17 protein-coding genes are annotated in these 15,510 nt (G+C 61.3%); 14 read left to right on the forward strand and 3 right to left on the reverse strand.

The genetic code is table 11. The features are described 5' to 3' along the window. Position 1 precedes the first annotated feature (1 nt). Genes ACK3EW_RS13320 through ACK3EW_RS13350 form a run of 7 tightly spaced genes read left to right on the forward strand, consistent with a single transcriptional unit; the run spans position 2 to position 4,052 of the window. The gene (locus ACK3EW_RS13320) at positions 2–667 is read left to right on the forward strand and encodes an NADH:ubiquinone reductase (Na(+)-transporting) subunit D (protein ID WP_493806613.1); all 666 of its coding nucleotides are present in this window, start codon (positions 2–4) and stop codon (positions 665–667) included. Beyond that, positions 664–1,278 carry an NADH:ubiquinone reductase (Na(+)-transporting) subunit E gene (nqrE, locus tag ACK3EW_RS13325; protein ID WP_493806614.1) on the forward strand — a complete coding sequence of 205 codons (615 nt, stop codon included), beginning with the start codon at positions 664–666 and terminating at the stop codon, positions 1,276–1,278. The genes ACK3EW_RS13320 and nqrE overlap by 4 nt, the downstream gene beginning before the upstream one ends. Beyond that, a complete protein-coding gene (locus ACK3EW_RS13330) occupies positions 1,275–1,721 on the forward strand; it encodes a 2Fe-2S iron-sulfur cluster-binding protein (RefSeq protein WP_493806615.1) in 447 nt (148 codons plus the stop codon). The genes nqrE and ACK3EW_RS13330 overlap by 4 nt, the downstream gene beginning before the upstream one ends. A 54-nt stretch (positions 1,722–1,775) precedes the next feature. After that, a complete protein-coding gene (locus tag ACK3EW_RS13335) occupies positions 1,776–2,498 on the forward strand; it encodes an NADH:ubiquinone reductase (Na(+)-transporting) subunit F (RefSeq protein WP_493806616.1) in 723 nt (240 codons plus the stop codon). A 3-nt stretch (positions 2,499–2,501) separates the two neighbouring features. Continuing rightward, positions 2,502–3,470: an FAD:protein FMN transferase gene (locus ACK3EW_RS13340; protein ID WP_493806617.1), complete on the forward strand. Its 969-nt coding sequence runs from the start codon at positions 2,502–2,504 to the stop codon at positions 3,468–3,470. A gap of 13 nt (positions 3,471–3,483) precedes the next feature. After that, positions 3,484–3,663, forward strand: coding sequence for a hypothetical protein (locus ACK3EW_RS13345; RefSeq protein WP_493806618.1), 180 nt, complete (start codon positions 3,484–3,486; stop codon positions 3,661–3,663). Continuing rightward, positions 3,660–4,052 carry a CBS domain-containing protein gene (locus tag ACK3EW_RS13350; RefSeq protein WP_493806619.1) on the forward strand — a complete coding sequence of 131 codons (393 nt, stop codon included), beginning with the start codon at positions 3,660–3,662 and terminating at the stop codon, positions 4,050–4,052. The genes ACK3EW_RS13345 and ACK3EW_RS13350 overlap by 4 nt, the downstream gene beginning before the upstream one ends. A gap of 259 nt (positions 4,053–4,311) precedes the next feature. Here the strand turns inward: ACK3EW_RS13350 and ACK3EW_RS13355 are convergent, their stop codons facing one another. Continuing rightward, the gene (locus tag ACK3EW_RS13355) at positions 4,312–5,676 is read right to left on the reverse strand and encodes a tripartite tricarboxylate transporter permease (protein WP_493806620.1); all 1,365 of its coding nucleotides are present in this window, start codon (positions 5,674–5,676) and stop codon (positions 4,312–4,314) included. Between the two features lie 93 nt (positions 5,677–5,769). On the opposite strand from ACK3EW_RS13355, the gene istA reads away from it, so the two are divergent. The 7 genes from istA to ACK3EW_RS13390 all read left to right on the forward strand — a co-directional run bounded on the left by istA (position 5,770) and on the right by ACK3EW_RS13390 (position 11,387). Further along, on the forward strand, positions 5,770–7,266 hold the full coding sequence (istA, locus tag ACK3EW_RS13360) for an IS21 family transposase (RefSeq protein ID WP_493809682.1): 1,497 nt from the start codon (positions 5,770–5,772) through the stop codon (positions 7,264–7,266). Then, positions 7,263–8,030 (forward strand): IS21-like element helper ATPase IstB, encoded by a 768-nt coding sequence (gene istB / locus ACK3EW_RS13365; RefSeq protein WP_493806540.1) that lies wholly within the window; start codon positions 7,263–7,265, stop codon positions 8,028–8,030. Before istA ends, istB begins: the two co-directional genes overlap by 4 nt. Before the next feature lie 286 nt (positions 8,031–8,316). Next, complete coding sequence (locus ACK3EW_RS13370) at positions 8,317–8,601, forward strand: hypothetical protein (protein WP_493806621.1); 285 nt, start codon at positions 8,317–8,319, stop codon at positions 8,599–8,601. A 53-nt stretch (positions 8,602–8,654) separates the two neighbouring features. After that, positions 8,655–9,059: an IS66-like element accessory protein TnpA gene (gene tnpA, locus ACK3EW_RS13375; RefSeq protein WP_301070753.1), complete on the forward strand. Its 405-nt coding sequence runs from the start codon at positions 8,655–8,657 to the stop codon at positions 9,057–9,059. Beyond that, the gene (tnpB, locus tag ACK3EW_RS13380) at positions 9,056–9,409 is read left to right on the forward strand and encodes an IS66 family insertion sequence element accessory protein TnpB (RefSeq protein ID WP_301070749.1); all 354 of its coding nucleotides are present in this window, start codon (positions 9,056–9,058) and stop codon (positions 9,407–9,409) included. The genes tnpA and tnpB overlap by 4 nt, the downstream gene beginning before the upstream one ends. Before the next feature lie 55 nt (positions 9,410–9,464). Beyond that, entirely contained in the window at positions 9,465–11,033 is a 1,569-nt protein-coding gene (tnpC, locus tag ACK3EW_RS13385) for an IS66 family transposase (protein ID WP_301070747.1), read from the forward strand. 30 nt (positions 11,034–11,063) lie between these two features. Next, a complete protein-coding gene (locus tag ACK3EW_RS13390) occupies positions 11,064–11,387 on the forward strand; it encodes a winged helix-turn-helix domain-containing protein (protein WP_493806622.1) in 324 nt (107 codons plus the stop codon). Positions 11,388–11,419: 32 nt separating this feature from the next. Here the strand turns inward: ACK3EW_RS13390 and ACK3EW_RS13395 are convergent, their stop codons facing one another. After that, positions 11,420–14,446: an efflux RND transporter permease subunit gene (locus tag ACK3EW_RS13395; protein WP_493806623.1), complete on the reverse strand. Its 3,027-nt coding sequence runs from the start codon at positions 14,444–14,446 to the stop codon at positions 11,420–11,422. A 10-nt stretch (positions 14,447–14,456) separates the two neighbouring features. Continuing rightward, entirely contained in the window at positions 14,457–15,488 is a 1,032-nt protein-coding gene (locus ACK3EW_RS13400) for an efflux RND transporter periplasmic adaptor subunit (protein WP_493806624.1), read from the reverse strand. Between the last annotated feature and the right edge of the window lie 22 nt (positions 15,489–15,510).

Raw genomic sequence — 15,510 nt, forward strand, 5'->3', positions numbered from 1 at the left:
CATGGCCAAACGCGCTGATATCCTTGGCACTCTGACCGCACCGCTCATCCGGCAAAACCCGGTCACGCTGCAAATCTTAGGGATCTGTTCGGCGCTGGCGGTGACCACGTCTCTGGCGACGGCGGTGACCATGTCCGTGTCGCTGACGGTGGTGTTGACCCTGTCTGCCGTGATCATCAGCCTGATCCGCCGCCACCTGCCAGACACGATCCGCCTGATCGTGCAGATCGTCATCGTCGCATCGCTGGTGATCGTCATTGACCAGATACTGCAGGCCTATCTGGCAGAGATCAGCCGCGCCTTGTCGATCTATGTCAGCCTGATCACCACAAATTGCCTTGTTCTGGGCCGGACCGAAGCGTTCGCCCGCCACAACCCGCCCCTGCCCGCCGCTGTGGATGCCTTTGGCAATGGGGTGGGATACTCCGTTATCTTGATCGTCCTTGGCGGCATTCGCGAACTGTTCGGACGCGGGCAATTGTTTGGCTGGCAGGTGCTGCCGCTTGCCGATGCGGGTGGTTGGTTCACCCCACTGAGCCTTATGCTACTGGCCCCGTCCGCCTTTTTCCTGCTGGGCGGTGTCGTCTGGGCCGTGCGGTCCCTGCTGCCCGAACAGGCCGAAGCCCCCGAACATGTGCCCCCCGCCACGGTGAGGGCTGCTGAATGACCGAACTTTGGACGCTCTTCCTGTCCGCGGCTTTTGTCGACAACATGCCGCTCACGCTGTTTCTTGGGCTGTGTACCTTTCTTGCACTGTCAAAACGTCCCGAAAGCGCCATCGGTCTTGGCTTTGCGATGATCGGGGTTCTGGGTGTGACCGTGCCGCTCAATTGGCTGATCTATCATGGCGTGCTGGCACCGGGCGCATGGGCCTGGGCCGGGCGCCCTGAGCTTGACCTATCCTACCTGTCGCTGATCGCATTCATCGGAGTGATCGCCGCAACAGTGCAATTGCTCGAAATGCTGTTGGACCGCTTTTTCCCGACAATCCACGCCGCGTTCGGGTCGTTCCTGCCATTGCTTACCGTGCAATGCGCGATCCTCGCGGGCAGCCTTTTCATGGTGGACCGATCTTATACGCTGGCGGAATCGGCGATGTTTGGTGTGGGGAGCGGGCTTGGCTTTGCTTTGGCGGTCGCGATGTTGGGCGCAGTGCGGTCCCGTCTGGCCTATGCGGATCTGCCGAACGGGTTGCGAGGCTTGGGCATCGCATTTGTCCTGACCGGGCTGATGTCACTGGGCTTTGCCTCCTTTGCGCAAATGGCGGTGTCGCCATGACCGAGATTGCCTTCGCCAGTGGTGTGATCGTTCTGCTTGTCCTTGGCCTTGCCACCGCTTTGCTGATCCTGAGAAACCGGCTGATCCCTGCCGAAGCGCTGGATGTGCAGGTGAATGGCAACCGTCATGTGCCCGCAAAGCGTGGCGAAAAACTGCTGGATGCATTGCACGCAGCCGACATTCCCGTTCCGGCGGCCTGCGGTGGCAAAGGCACCTGCGGCATGTGCCGCGTGACGGTCACCGGAGATGGCGCAGGAACAGCTCAGGCGACCGAGCGGGGCGTCTTGTCGCCAAAGGAACGACGGGACCATGTGCGATTGGCCTGCCAGACCAATCTGCGCGGCAATTGCGCCGTCGACGTTCCCGACAGCATCCTGAGCGCCGGGGGCGGGTTTGCCTGTTCGGTCGTCTCGACCCGCATGCTCGCTCCGTTGATCCGTTAGATCGTGCTGGATCTGCCAAACGATCGTCCGACCGCGTTTCACGCTGGCGATTTCATGCAGATCACCGCCCCACCCTTCAATCTAGACTTTTCCACCCTCGATGTACCGGAACCCTTCCACGAGACATGGAAGATCGCAGGCTGGCGCGCACTCGGAGTCGCCTCGGACATCTCCACGACACGGGCCTATTCCCTGGCCAGCCGCCCCGAAGACGCAGGCACAGCAGTCTTCAACATCCGGCTCGCCGTGCCCCCCGCTGGACGCGAAACCGATGTACCGCCCGGCCTTGTGTCGTCATGGCTGTTCAGCCTGGAGCCCGGCGATGTCGTGATGACATCGGGCCCGTTCGGCGAGTTCCACGTCAAGCCGACCACCCGCGAAATGGTCTATATCGGCGGAGGCGTGGGCATGGCCCCGCTGCGTGCGATGATCCATCAGGAACTGGGGCACGGCACAAACAGACGGATTCGCTATTTCTACGGCGCACGAACTGCCGCCGACCTTTTCTATACCGACGAATTCCAAACGCTCGCCGCTGGACACCAGAATTTCAGCTGGACCCCGGCCCTGTCCGACCCCGCGCCGGGCGACCGTTGGTCAGGTGCCACTGGCTTTATCCATGAAATCCTGCGCGCAGAACTCGCCGATCACCCGGCGCCTGAAGAGTGCGAATATTACCTTTGCGGTCCACCTGTGATGATCTCGGCCGTTCTGGCGACACTGGACCGGCTGGGCGTCGATCCCGACAGTATCTTCTACGATGATTTCGGAGCCTGAGACATGAACAGACACCTTCCATCGCGCCGAACATTCCTTGCTGGACTGACTGCCTCCTTGGCAACACCGGCTCTTTTGCAGGCATCAGGCCTGCACCATGCTTCAGGCCAAGCTTTTGGCACGTCCTGGGGAATCAGTGGCGATGATCCTGCCGCTCTCAAAGGTCTGGGTCCTGAGATCACGGCTCTGTTTGACAAGATCGACAAGGACTTGTCCCCGTGGCGCGCCGACAGTGCGATTTCACGCTTCAACAGTGACCCTAAAGGTGTTGATGCCAGCCCCGAGTTGTCCCGCGTAACGCAGGCCGGACTGGACTTGGCCGCATCCAGTGACGGGGCCTTCGATCCGACGGTTGGCCCTCTGGTAGCGCGCTGGGGATTCGGCCCGATCACGCACGGCGCCACTCCGAATTGGCGCGGCCTTTCGCTCAGGCAGGGAAGGCTCTCCAAGACCGACCCCGATCTCACGCTCGACCTGTGTGGCATTGCCAAGGGGCGCGCATTGGACCGCGCAGCGCATCTTGCCCGCGCGCATGGCATCGGTTCCGCGTTGCTTGACCTCGGAGGCGAATTATACGCACTCGGTCAACACCCCGAAGGTCGCGACTGGCGCGTGGCCATCGAAAATCCTCTGACCGGCCAGCCAACCGACACAGTTCTGCATCTTCCTGCAGGTCTGTCCGTGGCAACCTCCGGGCTTGGCGCGCAGGGCTATGGCCGAAACGGACAGGTGTGGGGACACATCATGGACCCGGCGACAGCCCATCCGGTCGCCGGCAAATTGCGGTCTGTCACGGTGATGGCCACGGATGCGATGATGGCCGATGGCTGGGCGACGGCGCTCTTCGCAGCAGGCGACGCTGCAGGGCCAGAGATCGCACGCACTCAGGACATCCCGGCGGTTTTCCTTTTCGACACCGGCACCGGTCTGCGGCAGGTCGAAACCGGCGGGATCGCTGCGGTGCTGTCATGAGAAAGGCAGAAACATGCTGGAAGTGATCCTTGCCCTTGCCATCATCAGCTTGGCCGCAGGCGGGCTGAGCCTTGGTCTCATGCTTGGTCGCGGACCTGCCCTGACCCCATGCAGCGCGGCCGACAAAAACCCCGAGACGCGATGCGCAGACTGCCCGCTGCGCCGTCGCAAGGCAGGAGGCCCCGCTGAATGACACTGACGCACATCACCGCGGTCATGCGGCCCGAGTTTCCGCTGCTGCAACCCGATACATCCATCCGAAGCGCCGCCGCAGCGTTGGTGAAAGCTCGCACAGCCGCCGCTCCGGTCGTTGGTGAAGATGGTCGGCTTGTTGGCTTACTGACACAGAAGGACTGTTTTCGTTCGGCGCTACACGCCAGCTACTACCGGGAATGGACAGGCCGTGTCGAAGACCACATGAGTCGGGACATCATCACACTTCATCCCCAAGACGACCTGATCCGCGCCGCCGAGATGTTCCTGCTGCACCCACATCGAGTGTTTCCCGTCTGCGACGCTGGAACGGTGCTTGGCATGGTCCACCGCTCGGACGTTCTATCAGAACTGATCCGCTTGGGCTGAGCAACGCATTCAATCACGGGTGCTCCGCTCCATGACCATTTCCGTTCAGGCCGTGCTTGCCGCCCACTGGCAGCAAGTAAACGTATCACTGCCTGACTTGGAAAATCCCGTTTTGGTTCCAACCCGATCCGCCTTTGGATGCAGAAGACTAATGCGGAGGTCGAGCCAGTCCTCAGTGTTTCGGATGTGCTGGTCCCGTTAATGCGTCGCGCTCAATCCACATTCTGAATTCTACATCGTCACGTGCCGCCACGCGGGGTCACTCGGAGACTTCCGATGCGCGTGCCCATGGCAGGAGCCGACGCGGGATCGCCGTTGCCAGCAACAACAGCAGCGCGATCCCCAAAAGAACAGCGCTGCCGGGGCGTTCAAGAAAGACCATCGGGTCACCGCGCGACAACAGCATGGCACGGCGGAAGAACTCTTCCATCATCGGCCCAAGAACGAACCCGATAAGCAGTGGCGCAGGCTCGAAGCGGAAAAGCCGCAGCACATAGCCCAGCACACCGAACGCGAGGGTCATCCAAATGTCGAAGATCGAATTGTCGATGCTGTAAACGCCCACGCAGATCAGGACGACGACGGTCGGATACAGGTAATAATGCGGCACCCGCAGCAAGCGGACCCAAAGACCGATCAGCGGGATGTTCAGGATCAGCAGAAACAAGTTGCCGAACAGAAAGCTCACGATCAGGCCCCAGAACAGCTCTGGATGCTCTGAGATAAGACGCGGTCCCGGCGTGATCCCGTGAATCATCAAGGCGCCCAGCATCAGCGCCATCGTTGTCGATCCGGGGATGCCCAGCGTCAGCGTCGGGATAAAAGCTGTTTGCGCCGCAGCGTTGTTGGCCGCCTCAGGCACGACCACGCCTTCGATCTGGCCTGTGCCGAACTTGTCCCCCCGAGGCGAGATGCGTTTTTCCAAGGCATAGCCAACGAACGACGCGACTGTCTGCCCGGTGCCCGGCAGCGTGCCGAAGAATGATCCGACGGCTGATCCACGAATTGCGGGACCGACGCTGCGCAGCCATTCCGCCCGTGTCGGTAGGAACTTGCTCATGGAAATCCGCTCGGTCGCGTAGGAACGCGTGGCACCACGCGCCGACACCATGACCTCGGAAATCCCGAAAAGCCCCATGGCCACCACAACAAGGCTGACCCCGTCGCGCAGCTCGGGCATCCCCACGACAAACCGCGTTTCGCCGGAATTGATGTCGACGCCCACTGTGCCCAACAAAATGCCAAGACAGACCATCATCACGCCGCGCAGCGCACCGGAAGTGCTCACCACTGACGCAGCAACAAGCCCCAGCACCATGACCGCGAAATATTCTGCAGGCCCGAACAACAGGGCAAACTCAGCCAACGCCGGCGACAGGAGAACCATCACCACAACTCCGAAAATGGCCCCGAAGAACGACGCGATCGCGGTCGAAAACAAGGCAACACCAGCACGGCCATCGCGTGCCATCGGATATCCGTCAAGGCAGGTCACCGACGCAGACGGCGTGCCGGGGATGTTCAACAGGATCGACGCGATCGACCCGCCATATTCCGCGCCGTAATAGACGCCTGCCAGCATCACAAGCGCAGTTTCGGGCGGCAGATGGAAACGGCGATGCAAAATTAGGCCATGGTAGCGGCGGGATAGTCTCGCTGCGGGCGGAGTAAAATCCTGCCACTTTTCCCTTCTTGCATCGGCAGGGAGGGCGGGGAGATCTATACCGTGGAACTTTACAAGAAGGTTCGCTTGGCGTGTTCCGAGGGCATGAGCGCGCGGGCGGCGGCGAAGCATTTCAACATTTCGCGTGGGACGGTTGATAAGATGTTGGCCTTTTCGGTGCCGCCTGGCTACCGGCGGGACAAGCCGATCAGGCGGCCGAAGCTGGACGGGTTCACCGAGTTCATTGACGCCTGGCTTGAAGCCGACAAGGTCGTGCATCGCAAGCAGCGTCATACGGCCAAGCGGATATGGGAACGGCTTCAGGCCGAGCACGGCTTCACCGGAGGCTATACGATCGTCAAGGATTACGTGCGTGATCGCGAGCGGCGGACCCGGGAGATGTTTGTGCCGCTGGCTCATCCGCCGGGCCATGCTCAGGCCGATTTTGGCGAAGCGGTTGTCGTCATCGGCGGTGTCGAGCAGAAGGCGCACTTCTTCGTCATGGACCTGCCGCACAGCGATGCCTATTTCGTCCGGGCCTATCCAGCGGCGACGGCGGAGGCCTGGATAGACGGCCATGTCCGCGCGTTTGACTTCTTCGGCGGGGTGCCGCAGTCGGTGCTCTACGACAACGACCGCTGCCTGGTGTCGAAGATCCAACCGGACGGCACGCGCATCCGCGCCGCGCTGTTCAGCGGCTTGCAGTCGCATTACCTGTTTCGGGATCGCTATGGTCGGCCCGGGAAGGGGAACGACAAGGGCGCTGTCGAGGGGATGGTCGGCTACGCCCGCCGCAACCACATGGTGCCGATCCCCCACTTTGCCAGTTGGGACGATTTCAACGCAGACCTTGAAGGGCAGTGCCGCGCACGCCTGACGCGCATTCTTCGGGGTCACAAGGAGACGATCGGTGAGAGGTTGCAGCGCGATCTGGTCGCGATGCGCCCCCTGCCTGCCGCCCCGTTCGACGCCTGCGACCAAGCGGGCGGCAGGGTCAGCTCGCAGTCTCTCGTGCGCTATGACACCAACGATTACTCGGTCCCGGTCGCCTATGGCCACCAGGATGTCTGGATCCGCGGCTATGTCGATGAGGTCGTGATCGGCTGTCGCGGGGAGGTGATCGCCCGACACCCGCGCTGTTACGATCGCGAGGACATGATCTTTGATCCGGTTCACTACCTCCCGCTGATCGAGCGCAAGATCAATGCCTTGGACCAGGCCGCACCCTTGGCGGAATGGGACCTGCCCGAAGAGTTCCAGACTTTGCGCCGCCTGATGGAGGCGCGCATGCTCAAGATGGGGCGCCGCGAGTATGTGCAGGTGCTGCGTCTGCTCGAGACCTTCGAGATGGATGACCTGCATGCCGCCGTGAAGAAGGCCCTGAAGCTGGGCGCGGTCGGCTTCGACGCCGTGAAGCACCTCGTGCTTTGTCAGGTGGAGAAGCGCCCCCCGAGGCTTGATCTCGATGTCTACCCCTACTTGCCGCGGGCGAATGTCGAGACGACGCGGGCGGCCAGCTACATGGCCTTGATGTCGGAGGCGGCGGAATGACCGAGGCCCCGAAGATCCTGCTTGCCCACCATCTGAAGACGCTGAAGCTGCCCACATTCTTGCGGGAGCACGAGAAGGTTGCGCGTCAATGCGCCGCCGAAGGACTGGACCATGTCCAGTTCCTGTCGCGCCTCGTGGAACTGGAACTCATTGACCGCGAGCGGCGGATGGTCGAGCGCCGCATCAAGGCCGCGAAGTTCCCGGCCACCAAAAGCCTCGACAGCTTCGACTTCAAGGCGATCCCGAAGCTGAACAAGATGCAGGTGCTGGAACTGGGGCGTTGCGAATGGATCGACCGGCGTGAGAACGTGATCGCCCTCGGGCCCAGCGGAACCGGCAAAACCCACATTGCACTGGGCTTGGGACTGGCAGCCTGCCAGAAGGGCATGTCTGTCAGCTTCACCACCGCCGCCGCGCTGGTCAACGAGCTGATGGAGGCGCGAGACGAACGTCGGCTGCTGCGCGTCCAGAAGCAGATGGCTGCCGTGAAGCTGCTGATCATCGACGAGCTCGGATTCGTGCCCCTGTCCAAGACCGGCGCCGAGCTGCTTTTTGAGATGATCTCCCAGCGCTACGAGCGCGGCGCCACGCTGATCACCAGCAATCTGCCCTTCGATGAATGGACCGAGACCTTCGGCACCGAGCGGCTGACCGGCGCGCTCCTCGACCGGTTGACCCACCACGTCAACATCCTCGAGATGAACGGCGAAAGCTATCGCCTCGCGCAAAGCCGCGCACGCAAGCCCGGCGAAAACATCAACTGATCCAAAGCCCAGACTTGGACCTGACGGTCCAAGGCGGCCAGTCACCCGCCAGCTACATGGAGAGCGCGGCTGACTGGCCGCCGCTCATCACCCGCGTCCCGCGTAAACCCAAAGTGGCCCAGTTTTGCGCCGCCCCGTGGCCTAATTTTACTCCGCCGTTGACAGGCAGCAAAGGTTTCTCCAATCTTTGTCGAACGTAAAGGTCCAACACGAACTACTTCCCTCAGCCGCAGCCGTGCGGGGATTGGCCGGCCTAAGCACAGAAGCCTCACGCTGCATACCCGTAGTGTTGGGGTATCAGGACAGCACGCTCGATCTGGTGATCGCGCTGCGTCGGACCGGGTGCGAGAATCCCATTCTCATTCTCGTCGAAGGACGCGCCCCTGAAAGAGATGCAGCCCTGCTTGATGCTGGTGCCTGTGACATCCTGGCGGAGCCGTTTCATGAGGTTGAGATCGCCGCCCACCTGAGAACCATTTTCCGGCGGCGCAACAACCTGGCCCGCAATGACATCACAATCGGAGATCTGGTGGTGTATCGTAAGCGCTGTGTGGCGCCCACCTTCTCTTGATCCTTGTGATTTGAGACTCACGCCCTGTTGGATAACAGGAGGTGAGTTTCGCCATGGAGACTACGAACGAGTTTCTCACGCGTTTGGGCGTTGAGGTCTCACGGACCGGGAGCCGACGGTGGCCAGATCGTGTGAAAGCGCGGATCGTGGCAGAAACGCTGGTGCCTGGAGCAACGGTGAATGACGTTGCGCGCAAGTATAACCTTCGCCCGAACCACCTGTCGGGATGGCGGCGGCTGGCCAAGGATGGTGAACTTGTTTTGCCCGCGCCAGAGGCTGACACGGACTTCGCCCCGTTGGTGATGTTCGATGTCGAAAGTTCGCCATCGGCGGAAGATACGGGTTCGGCGAGTAGGGCAATCGAGATCGTAGCTGGATCGGTTTCTGTCCGGCTGGACGGTGCCACGCCTGCAGCCCGGATTGGGGACATCGTGCGTGCGCTTGGGGGTGGCGCATGATCTTCCCTTCGAACCGTGTGCGCATTTTGGTGGCAACGCAGCCGGTTGACTTCAGAAAAGGACACGACGGGCTGACAGCCATGGTGCAGACCGTGCTCCGCAAAGATCCGTTCACCGGGACAGTGTTCCTGTTTCGGGCCAAGCGCTTGGACCGGCTGAAGCTTCTCTATTGGGACGGCAGCGGTCTGGTCATGGCCTACAAACGGCTCGAGGACACGACCTTCACCTGGCCCACGATCAAGGACGGAATGATGGCGCTGAACCACGCACAGTTCGAGGCGCTTTTTTCCGGGCTGGACTGGCGCAAGGTCAAGGCGCTGGAGACCCGCCCACCAGCTGCGGCGGAGTGACTCGGGGCGACGAATGCAGGGATCATGGCTTTGATCCCAGTGTATAATACTGATCATGAGCGCCGCTGCCAAAGACCTCGATCTGTCCGTCCTGCCACCGGAATACCGCGTAGCTTTTGAGGCCTTGAAGGCAAAAGCTGCGCGGGCCGCGGAGCTGGAGGACATCGTCAAACGTCTTGAGCATCTGGTGGCCGAGCTGAACCAGGTGGTCCACGGCAAGAAGTCCGAGAAGCTCAGCGAAGATGATCGCCAGCTGACCTTCGAGGATCTTGAAGCTGCCGTCGCCGAGGCCCGTGAACAAAAGAAGGTGCAGACGCCCGGAGACGACAAGCCCAAGCGAAAGCGAGTGGCCAGGCGCAACCGCGGCAACCTGCCCGCCGGTTTGCCACGCATCGAGCAGGTAGTCGAACCCGACAGCCTGATGTGCCCCTGTGGTTGCGGGCAGATGCACAGGATCGGCGAGGACCGCAACGAGCGGCTCGACATCGTCCCGGCACAGTGCCGTGTGATCGTGACGGTCCGCCCAAAATATGCCTGCCGCACCTGCACCGATGGGGTCACACAAGCACCGACGCCCGCATGGCTGATCGAGGGCGGGCTCCCAACCGAAGGCGCCATCGCGCATGTTCTGGTCAGCAAATATGCGGACCATGCCCCGCTCTACCGACAATCACAGATCCTCGCCCGCTCTGGCATCGACATTCACCGCTCGACGCTGGCTGATTGGGTCGGTGTGGCAGCTTTCCACCTTGGACCCATCGTGGACCGGCTGGCCGAGCACCTGAAGACATCCACGAAGCTGTTCATGGACGAAACCACGGCGCCGGTCCTCGATCCGGGCCGCGGGCGGACAAAAACAGGCTACCTCTGGGCTCTGGCGCGCGATGATCGGTCATGGGGCGGCGATGATCCCCCCGGGGTCGTCTTTTTCTATGCTCCCGATCGCCGCGGGGAGAATGCCGAGAAATTCCTGACCGGCTTCAACGGCACGCTGCAACTCGATGGCTACCAGGGCTACAACCGGCTGACGCGCCCTGACCGCAAGGGCGGTGATCCGATCGTTGTCGCCCATTGCTGGGCGCATGCGCGTCGCAAGCTCAAGGAAATCTTCGATCGCGATGGTTCCGAGATCGCCGCCGAGGGCCTGCGCCAGATCGCAGGAATCTATGCCGTCGAGAAAGACATCCGCGACACGTCCCCGGGCCAGCGCCTGTCAGCGCGCCAGGCACGATCCGCGCCACTGGTCGAAGCCTTCGGCATCTGGCTACAAGCGCAGCGCCTGCGCATCTCGGCCAAATCGCGCCTCGGAGAGAAGCTTGCCTACATCCACCGACACTGGGATGGTTTGCAGACCTTCCTGACGGACGGACGCGTCGAGATCGACTCCAACAAGGTCGAAAATCTGGTCAGGCCGATTGCTTTGAACAGGAAAAACGCATTGTTCGCCGGTCATGACGAGGGGGGCAAGGCATGGGGCCGCATCGCATCCCTGATCGAGACCGCCAAGATCAACGCCATCGAGCCTTTCGCCTATCTCAAGGCTACGCTCGAAGCCATTGCGGCCGGACATCCGCAACACCGCATCGACGAGTTGCTTCCTTGGAACTTCCAGCCGTCAAGCTGAAACCCAAGTGCCCTTCAGACACCGCTTACGGTGTATCTCGACGGGCGCGATCCGGAGTTTATGTCGCTGCCGGTTAAGCTGTCAGCCAAGGAACATGCGGTGCTCTGCCTTCTCGCCTCCAATCAGGGACGCGTCCTGCCCCGCACCGCGATCTTTGAATTGCTCTACGGCCTTGCGGAATACCAACCGTTCGATAAGGCAGTGGATATTCACATCTGCCGCATCCGCCGAAAGTTCGCTTCCGTCACCCCCGAGGCCAGCAACGTGATCGAAACATTTCCCCGGCGCGGCTATGCACTACGCGCCAGCCAAGGCGCCGCTCTCGAACGTGCCTGCGCCCAAAGCAAGAGTTAGATCCGAGACGCGATCAGCTACACACTCTCAACTCAGCCACCCTCTGCCCGCTTGAAGAACGCATAGTAGAACACCGGGGCTGCCACGAGCGTCAGCACGGATGCGAAGGCAAGACCGCCCATGATCGTCACCGCCATCGACCGGAAAAACGCGTCCCAGATCAGCGGCAGCATCCCCAGAATGGTCGTGGCCGCTGCGAGAACGACGGGGCGCAGACGCGAGGTTGAGGCCTCTACGATGGACGTTTGCAAGTCCTGATCCGGCTTTTCGGCGCGCACGATGTCGATCTCTTCCACCAGAACGATGCCGTTCTTGATCAGCATCCCAGACAGCGACAGCAGCCCCAGCAATGCGGTGAAGGTGAACGGAAACCCGGTGCCCAACAGCGCCAGACTGACGCCGTTCACGGACATGGGCACCAAAAGCCAGATGATCAGCGGTTGCCGCAGCGCGTTGAACAGCAGCACGGAAATCACCACCATGATGATCAGGCTCATCGGCAATTGCCGCCCAAGGCTGGCCTGCGCGTCGGACGAGCTTTCCAGCTCTCCGCCCCATTCCATCTTGTAGCCGGGTGGCATCTCCATGGCCTCGATGGCGTCGGTCACCTCGGCCTGCACCTGTGCCGCGGTCAACCCTTTGACGACATCGGCGCCCACGGTGATCGTCAAAAGCCGGTCGCGCCGCATCAGGAGCGTGTTCTGCGCTTCGAATGAAAGACCGTCTGTCACCTGTTCCAGCGGCACAAAGCTTTGGGCGTTCTGCGAATAGACCACGTGATCGGTCAGCGCGAGCTCCACCTCGGGATCGGCCCGCAACACGATGGGGATCTGACGGTCGCCCTCGCGGTAGACACCAGCGTCGATACCCGTTGTCGCAAAGCGCAGGATGGTCGTGATGTCGTCGCGGGTGACCCCAGCCTCCTGCGCGCGGTCAGTCGCATAAACCGGCTTGAGCACCAGCTCTTGTTCGCGCCAGTCAATGCGCGGCGCGACGATGTTATCCGACGCCGCCGTGAACCGCGCCATCGCTTCATCCGCCAGATCGCGCAGGACCACCGCATCCGGCCCAGAGAACCGCACTTGAATTGGATCACCACCACCGGGGCCAAAGGCCAGACGCTTGGCGCGGAACTCACCCTGCGGCAGGTTTTCGGCCGCGAACATCTCAAGCTCGTCGATCAGCGGCGCGATCTCTTCGATGGAGTTGGTCCGCACGATGATGTGGCCATAGCTCGGGTTCGGATCTTCGGCCTGATAGGTCAGCATAAACCGATCCGCACCGCGCCCGACAAAGGCAGAGGCCGACACCACGTCGTCCTGCAAGGCCAGCCAATCTTCAAATACCATCAGATCACGCGAGGTCTCGTGGATCGACGCGCCCTGCTCCAGCTTGTAATGCACGAAGAACAGTGGCGTGTTGCTGTCAGGAAAGAACTGCTGTTTGATCTGGCCGAACAGCATGAAGCAGACAACCGTGATCCCTATCAGACCGACGATCACCAGCCACCACGCCCGCAGCGCGCCGCGCAGGACCGACCCGTAAAGACGGAACATCAGGCCGCCATAGGCATCATCATCTCCCGCAGCACCGCGTTTGAAGAAATAGTGCCCCAACAGCGGTGTCGCCGTCAGTGCCAGCACCCACGACAGCAGCAGGGAAATCCCGATCACTGCGAACAACGAGAACAGGAATTCTCCCGTCGCGTCGGGACTGAGACCGATGCCCGCAAAGGCCATGATCCCAATCACGGTCGCCCCAAGCAATGGGATCTGCGTCTTGCTTGCCGCTTCATCCGCCGCCGCGCGGCTGTCTTTGCCCCGGCGCATGGCGATCTGCATCCCCTCGGCCACAACGATGGCGTTGTCCACCAGCATCCCCATTGCGATGATCAGCGCACCCAAGGAAATGCGTTCCATCTCGATCGAAAAGAGCGCCATGAAGAACAGCGTGCCCACAACCGTCAAAAGCAGAGTCACGCCGACAACAACCGCAGCCCGCCACCCCATGAACAAAGCCAGCACGATCACAACGATGGTGACCGACATGGCAAGGTTGATCAAAAACGCGTTCGACGCTTCCTCGACTACCACGTGTTGCTGATAGATCGGCTCCAGCGCGACCCCCACGGGAATTTGCGGCGCCAACTCGGCCAGCTTGGCATCGGCGCGCTTGCCCACATCGACGATATTCTCTGAACCGATTCCGGCGATCCCAAGCGTGAACGCCTCGACCTCGTTGTGACGGATGATCAGGTCCGGCGTGTCCTCGCGGGCGCGACGCACATCGGCAAAGTCGAAAAGGTTAAGAACCTCACCACCGACGCCAACGGTCAGACCGGCAATCTCTTGCACCGTATCATACCCATCCGGCCCTTGGATCAGCGTGCGCCCATCCACATCTTGAATCGAGCCGCCATCTACAACCGAATTGGCAGTTGTGAGCGCGCTTTGAATGGCCGTGGGCGGGATGTTGAGGTTGGTGCTTAGAACAAGGTCCGGTTCGACATAGATCACCTCGTTCGGCACACCCGACAGCGCCACATCCGCCACACCCTCGACGGTCAACAATTCGCGCCGCAGGAATGTGGACAGCTCGTAAATCTCGGCATCGGTAAACCCCGGCGCGGTCACCGCATAATAGATGCCGAACACATCCCCGAATCCGTCATTCACAAATGGCCGCCCCGTTCCCGAAGGAAGGCGCGCCGCAGTCACCCGGTTGCGAAGCTTGGTCCAGATCTCGGGCAGTTCTTCGCCGTCATACTGGTCTTTCATATCAACGCTGATGCGTGACAGACCGGGCTGGTTCACCGACCGGACTTCTTTGACCTCCGACATCTTCTGGATCTCGGATTCCAGAGGCTCCGTCACCTCTCGCGCCACCTGCTGCGCACTGGCACCGGGGTATTCCGTGACCACGACGGCGGTCTTGATGGTAAAAGCCGGATCTTCCAAACGGCCCAAAGCAAAAAAGCCCCAGATACCCCCCAGCAGGGCAGCCAGCATGATGAGCCACGTGATGATCGGGCGGTCAATCGAGGATTTCGCGATATTCATGGCCCAGCACTCAGTTCGAGAACCCGGTGAACCGCTTTACGCGATCCCCGTCGGTCAATTGGCTGGCCCCGCTGGCAACGATCTCTTCCCCCGGCTCCAACCCGTCTGTCACGCGCACATCCCCGCGAATGGTCGGCTCGACCGTCACGGGGTGTCGGGCCACTGTGCCCTCGTCCGCACCTGTCGGCGTAAACACCATCACGGTTGTACCGCCGTCATTCGTCGTGCTGACCGCCGACGCAGGAATGATGATGTCCGGCGATCCACCGTTCAGCGTGGCATACACTGTCACTGACGATCCCGGCAGGATAGTCTGCCCCTCGGGCGGCGTCATGCCCAAGGTGATCTGATAGGTCTGACCGACCTGCGAGGTCTCGGCGTTGAACTCGCGCGGCGTTACGGGATAGCGGGTATCCTGCGTGGGAAACTGCGCCCACAGTTCTATGCTGGGGTCGGTACCTGCGCGCTGAAACAGCACTTCAGGGACCTCGATTTCGATCCGAAGATCGGACATGTCGTGCAACCGTGCAACGGGTGTCCCTGCCGCAATAGTTGAATAATTCGCCACATTCCGTGCCGCGACCAACGCGTCAAATGGCGCCAGCAGCGTCGCGTTGTTCAACTCACGCTCGGCATTGCGAACCGCGATATCAGCCAGTTGCAACGAGGTTTCGGCATCGTCCACCGACACTTGGCTCACGGTACTGCCCTGCAATTTCTGCAAGCGCTCCACCGTCCGGTTGGCCTGATCCTTCTGCACCCGCGCCTGATCCAATGCCAGCTCGAACGGCTCAAGATCAAGCTGCGCCACCACCGTGCCCTTTTCAATCCGCGCGCCTTCGATCAATGGCAACTTGACGATCTGCCCGCCGACCTGAAACGCCAGATCGACAGTCTCCCGCGCCACCACATGGCCGAAGAACTGCCGCGTTACGGCACCATCGGCCGATTGCACTTCGATGATCTTTGCAAGCCGCATGTCCTGCGCCGTAACCGCAAGAGGGCTGAGAATGAGGATCAGAAAGACGAACAAGCGGCCCATGAGAGAACTCCACGAATGGCGC

The organism is Marivita sp. NO-S04, assembly GCF_059070475.1.

What these genes read in the sequence shown, in the direction of transcription:
- ACK3EW_RS13320 (WP_493806613.1), top strand. Translation starts at nt 2, where the DNA reads ATGGCCAAACGCGCTGATATCCTTGGCACTCTGACCGCACCGCTCATC.
- nqrE (WP_493806614.1), top strand. Translation starts at nt 664, where the DNA reads ATGACCGAACTTTGGACGCTCTTCCTGTCCGCGGCTTTTGTCGACAAC.
- ACK3EW_RS13330 (WP_493806615.1), top strand. Translation starts at nt 1,275, where the DNA reads ATGACCGAGATTGCCTTCGCCAGTGGTGTGATCGTTCTGCTTGTCCTT.
- ACK3EW_RS13335 (WP_493806616.1), top strand. Translation starts at nt 1,776, where the DNA reads ATGCAGATCACCGCCCCACCCTTCAATCTAGACTTTTCCACCCTCGAT.
- ACK3EW_RS13340 (WP_493806617.1), top strand. Translation starts at nt 2,502, where the DNA reads ATGAACAGACACCTTCCATCGCGCCGAACATTCCTTGCTGGACTGACT.
- ACK3EW_RS13345 (WP_493806618.1), top strand. Translation starts at nt 3,484, where the DNA reads ATGCTGGAAGTGATCCTTGCCCTTGCCATCATCAGCTTGGCCGCAGGC.
- ACK3EW_RS13350 (WP_493806619.1), top strand. Translation starts at nt 3,660, where the DNA reads ATGACACTGACGCACATCACCGCGGTCATGCGGCCCGAGTTTCCGCTG.
- istB (WP_493806540.1), top strand. Translation starts at nt 7,263, where the DNA reads ATGACCGAGGCCCCGAAGATCCTGCTTGCCCACCATCTGAAGACGCTG.
- tnpA (WP_301070753.1), top strand. Translation starts at nt 8,655, where the DNA reads ATGGAGACTACGAACGAGTTTCTCACGCGTTTGGGCGTTGAGGTCTCA.
- tnpB (WP_301070749.1), top strand. Translation starts at nt 9,056, where the DNA reads ATGATCTTCCCTTCGAACCGTGTGCGCATTTTGGTGGCAACGCAGCCG.
- tnpC (WP_301070747.1), top strand. Translation starts at nt 9,465, where the DNA reads ATGAGCGCCGCTGCCAAAGACCTCGATCTGTCCGTCCTGCCACCGGAA.
- ACK3EW_RS13395 (WP_493806623.1), bottom strand. Translation starts at nt 14,446, where the DNA reads ATGAATATCGCGAAATCCTCGATTGACCGCCCGATCATCACGTGGCTC.
- ACK3EW_RS13400 (WP_493806624.1), bottom strand. Translation starts at nt 15,488, where the DNA reads ATGGGCCGCTTGTTCGTCTTTCTGATCCTCATTCTCAGCCCTCTTGCG.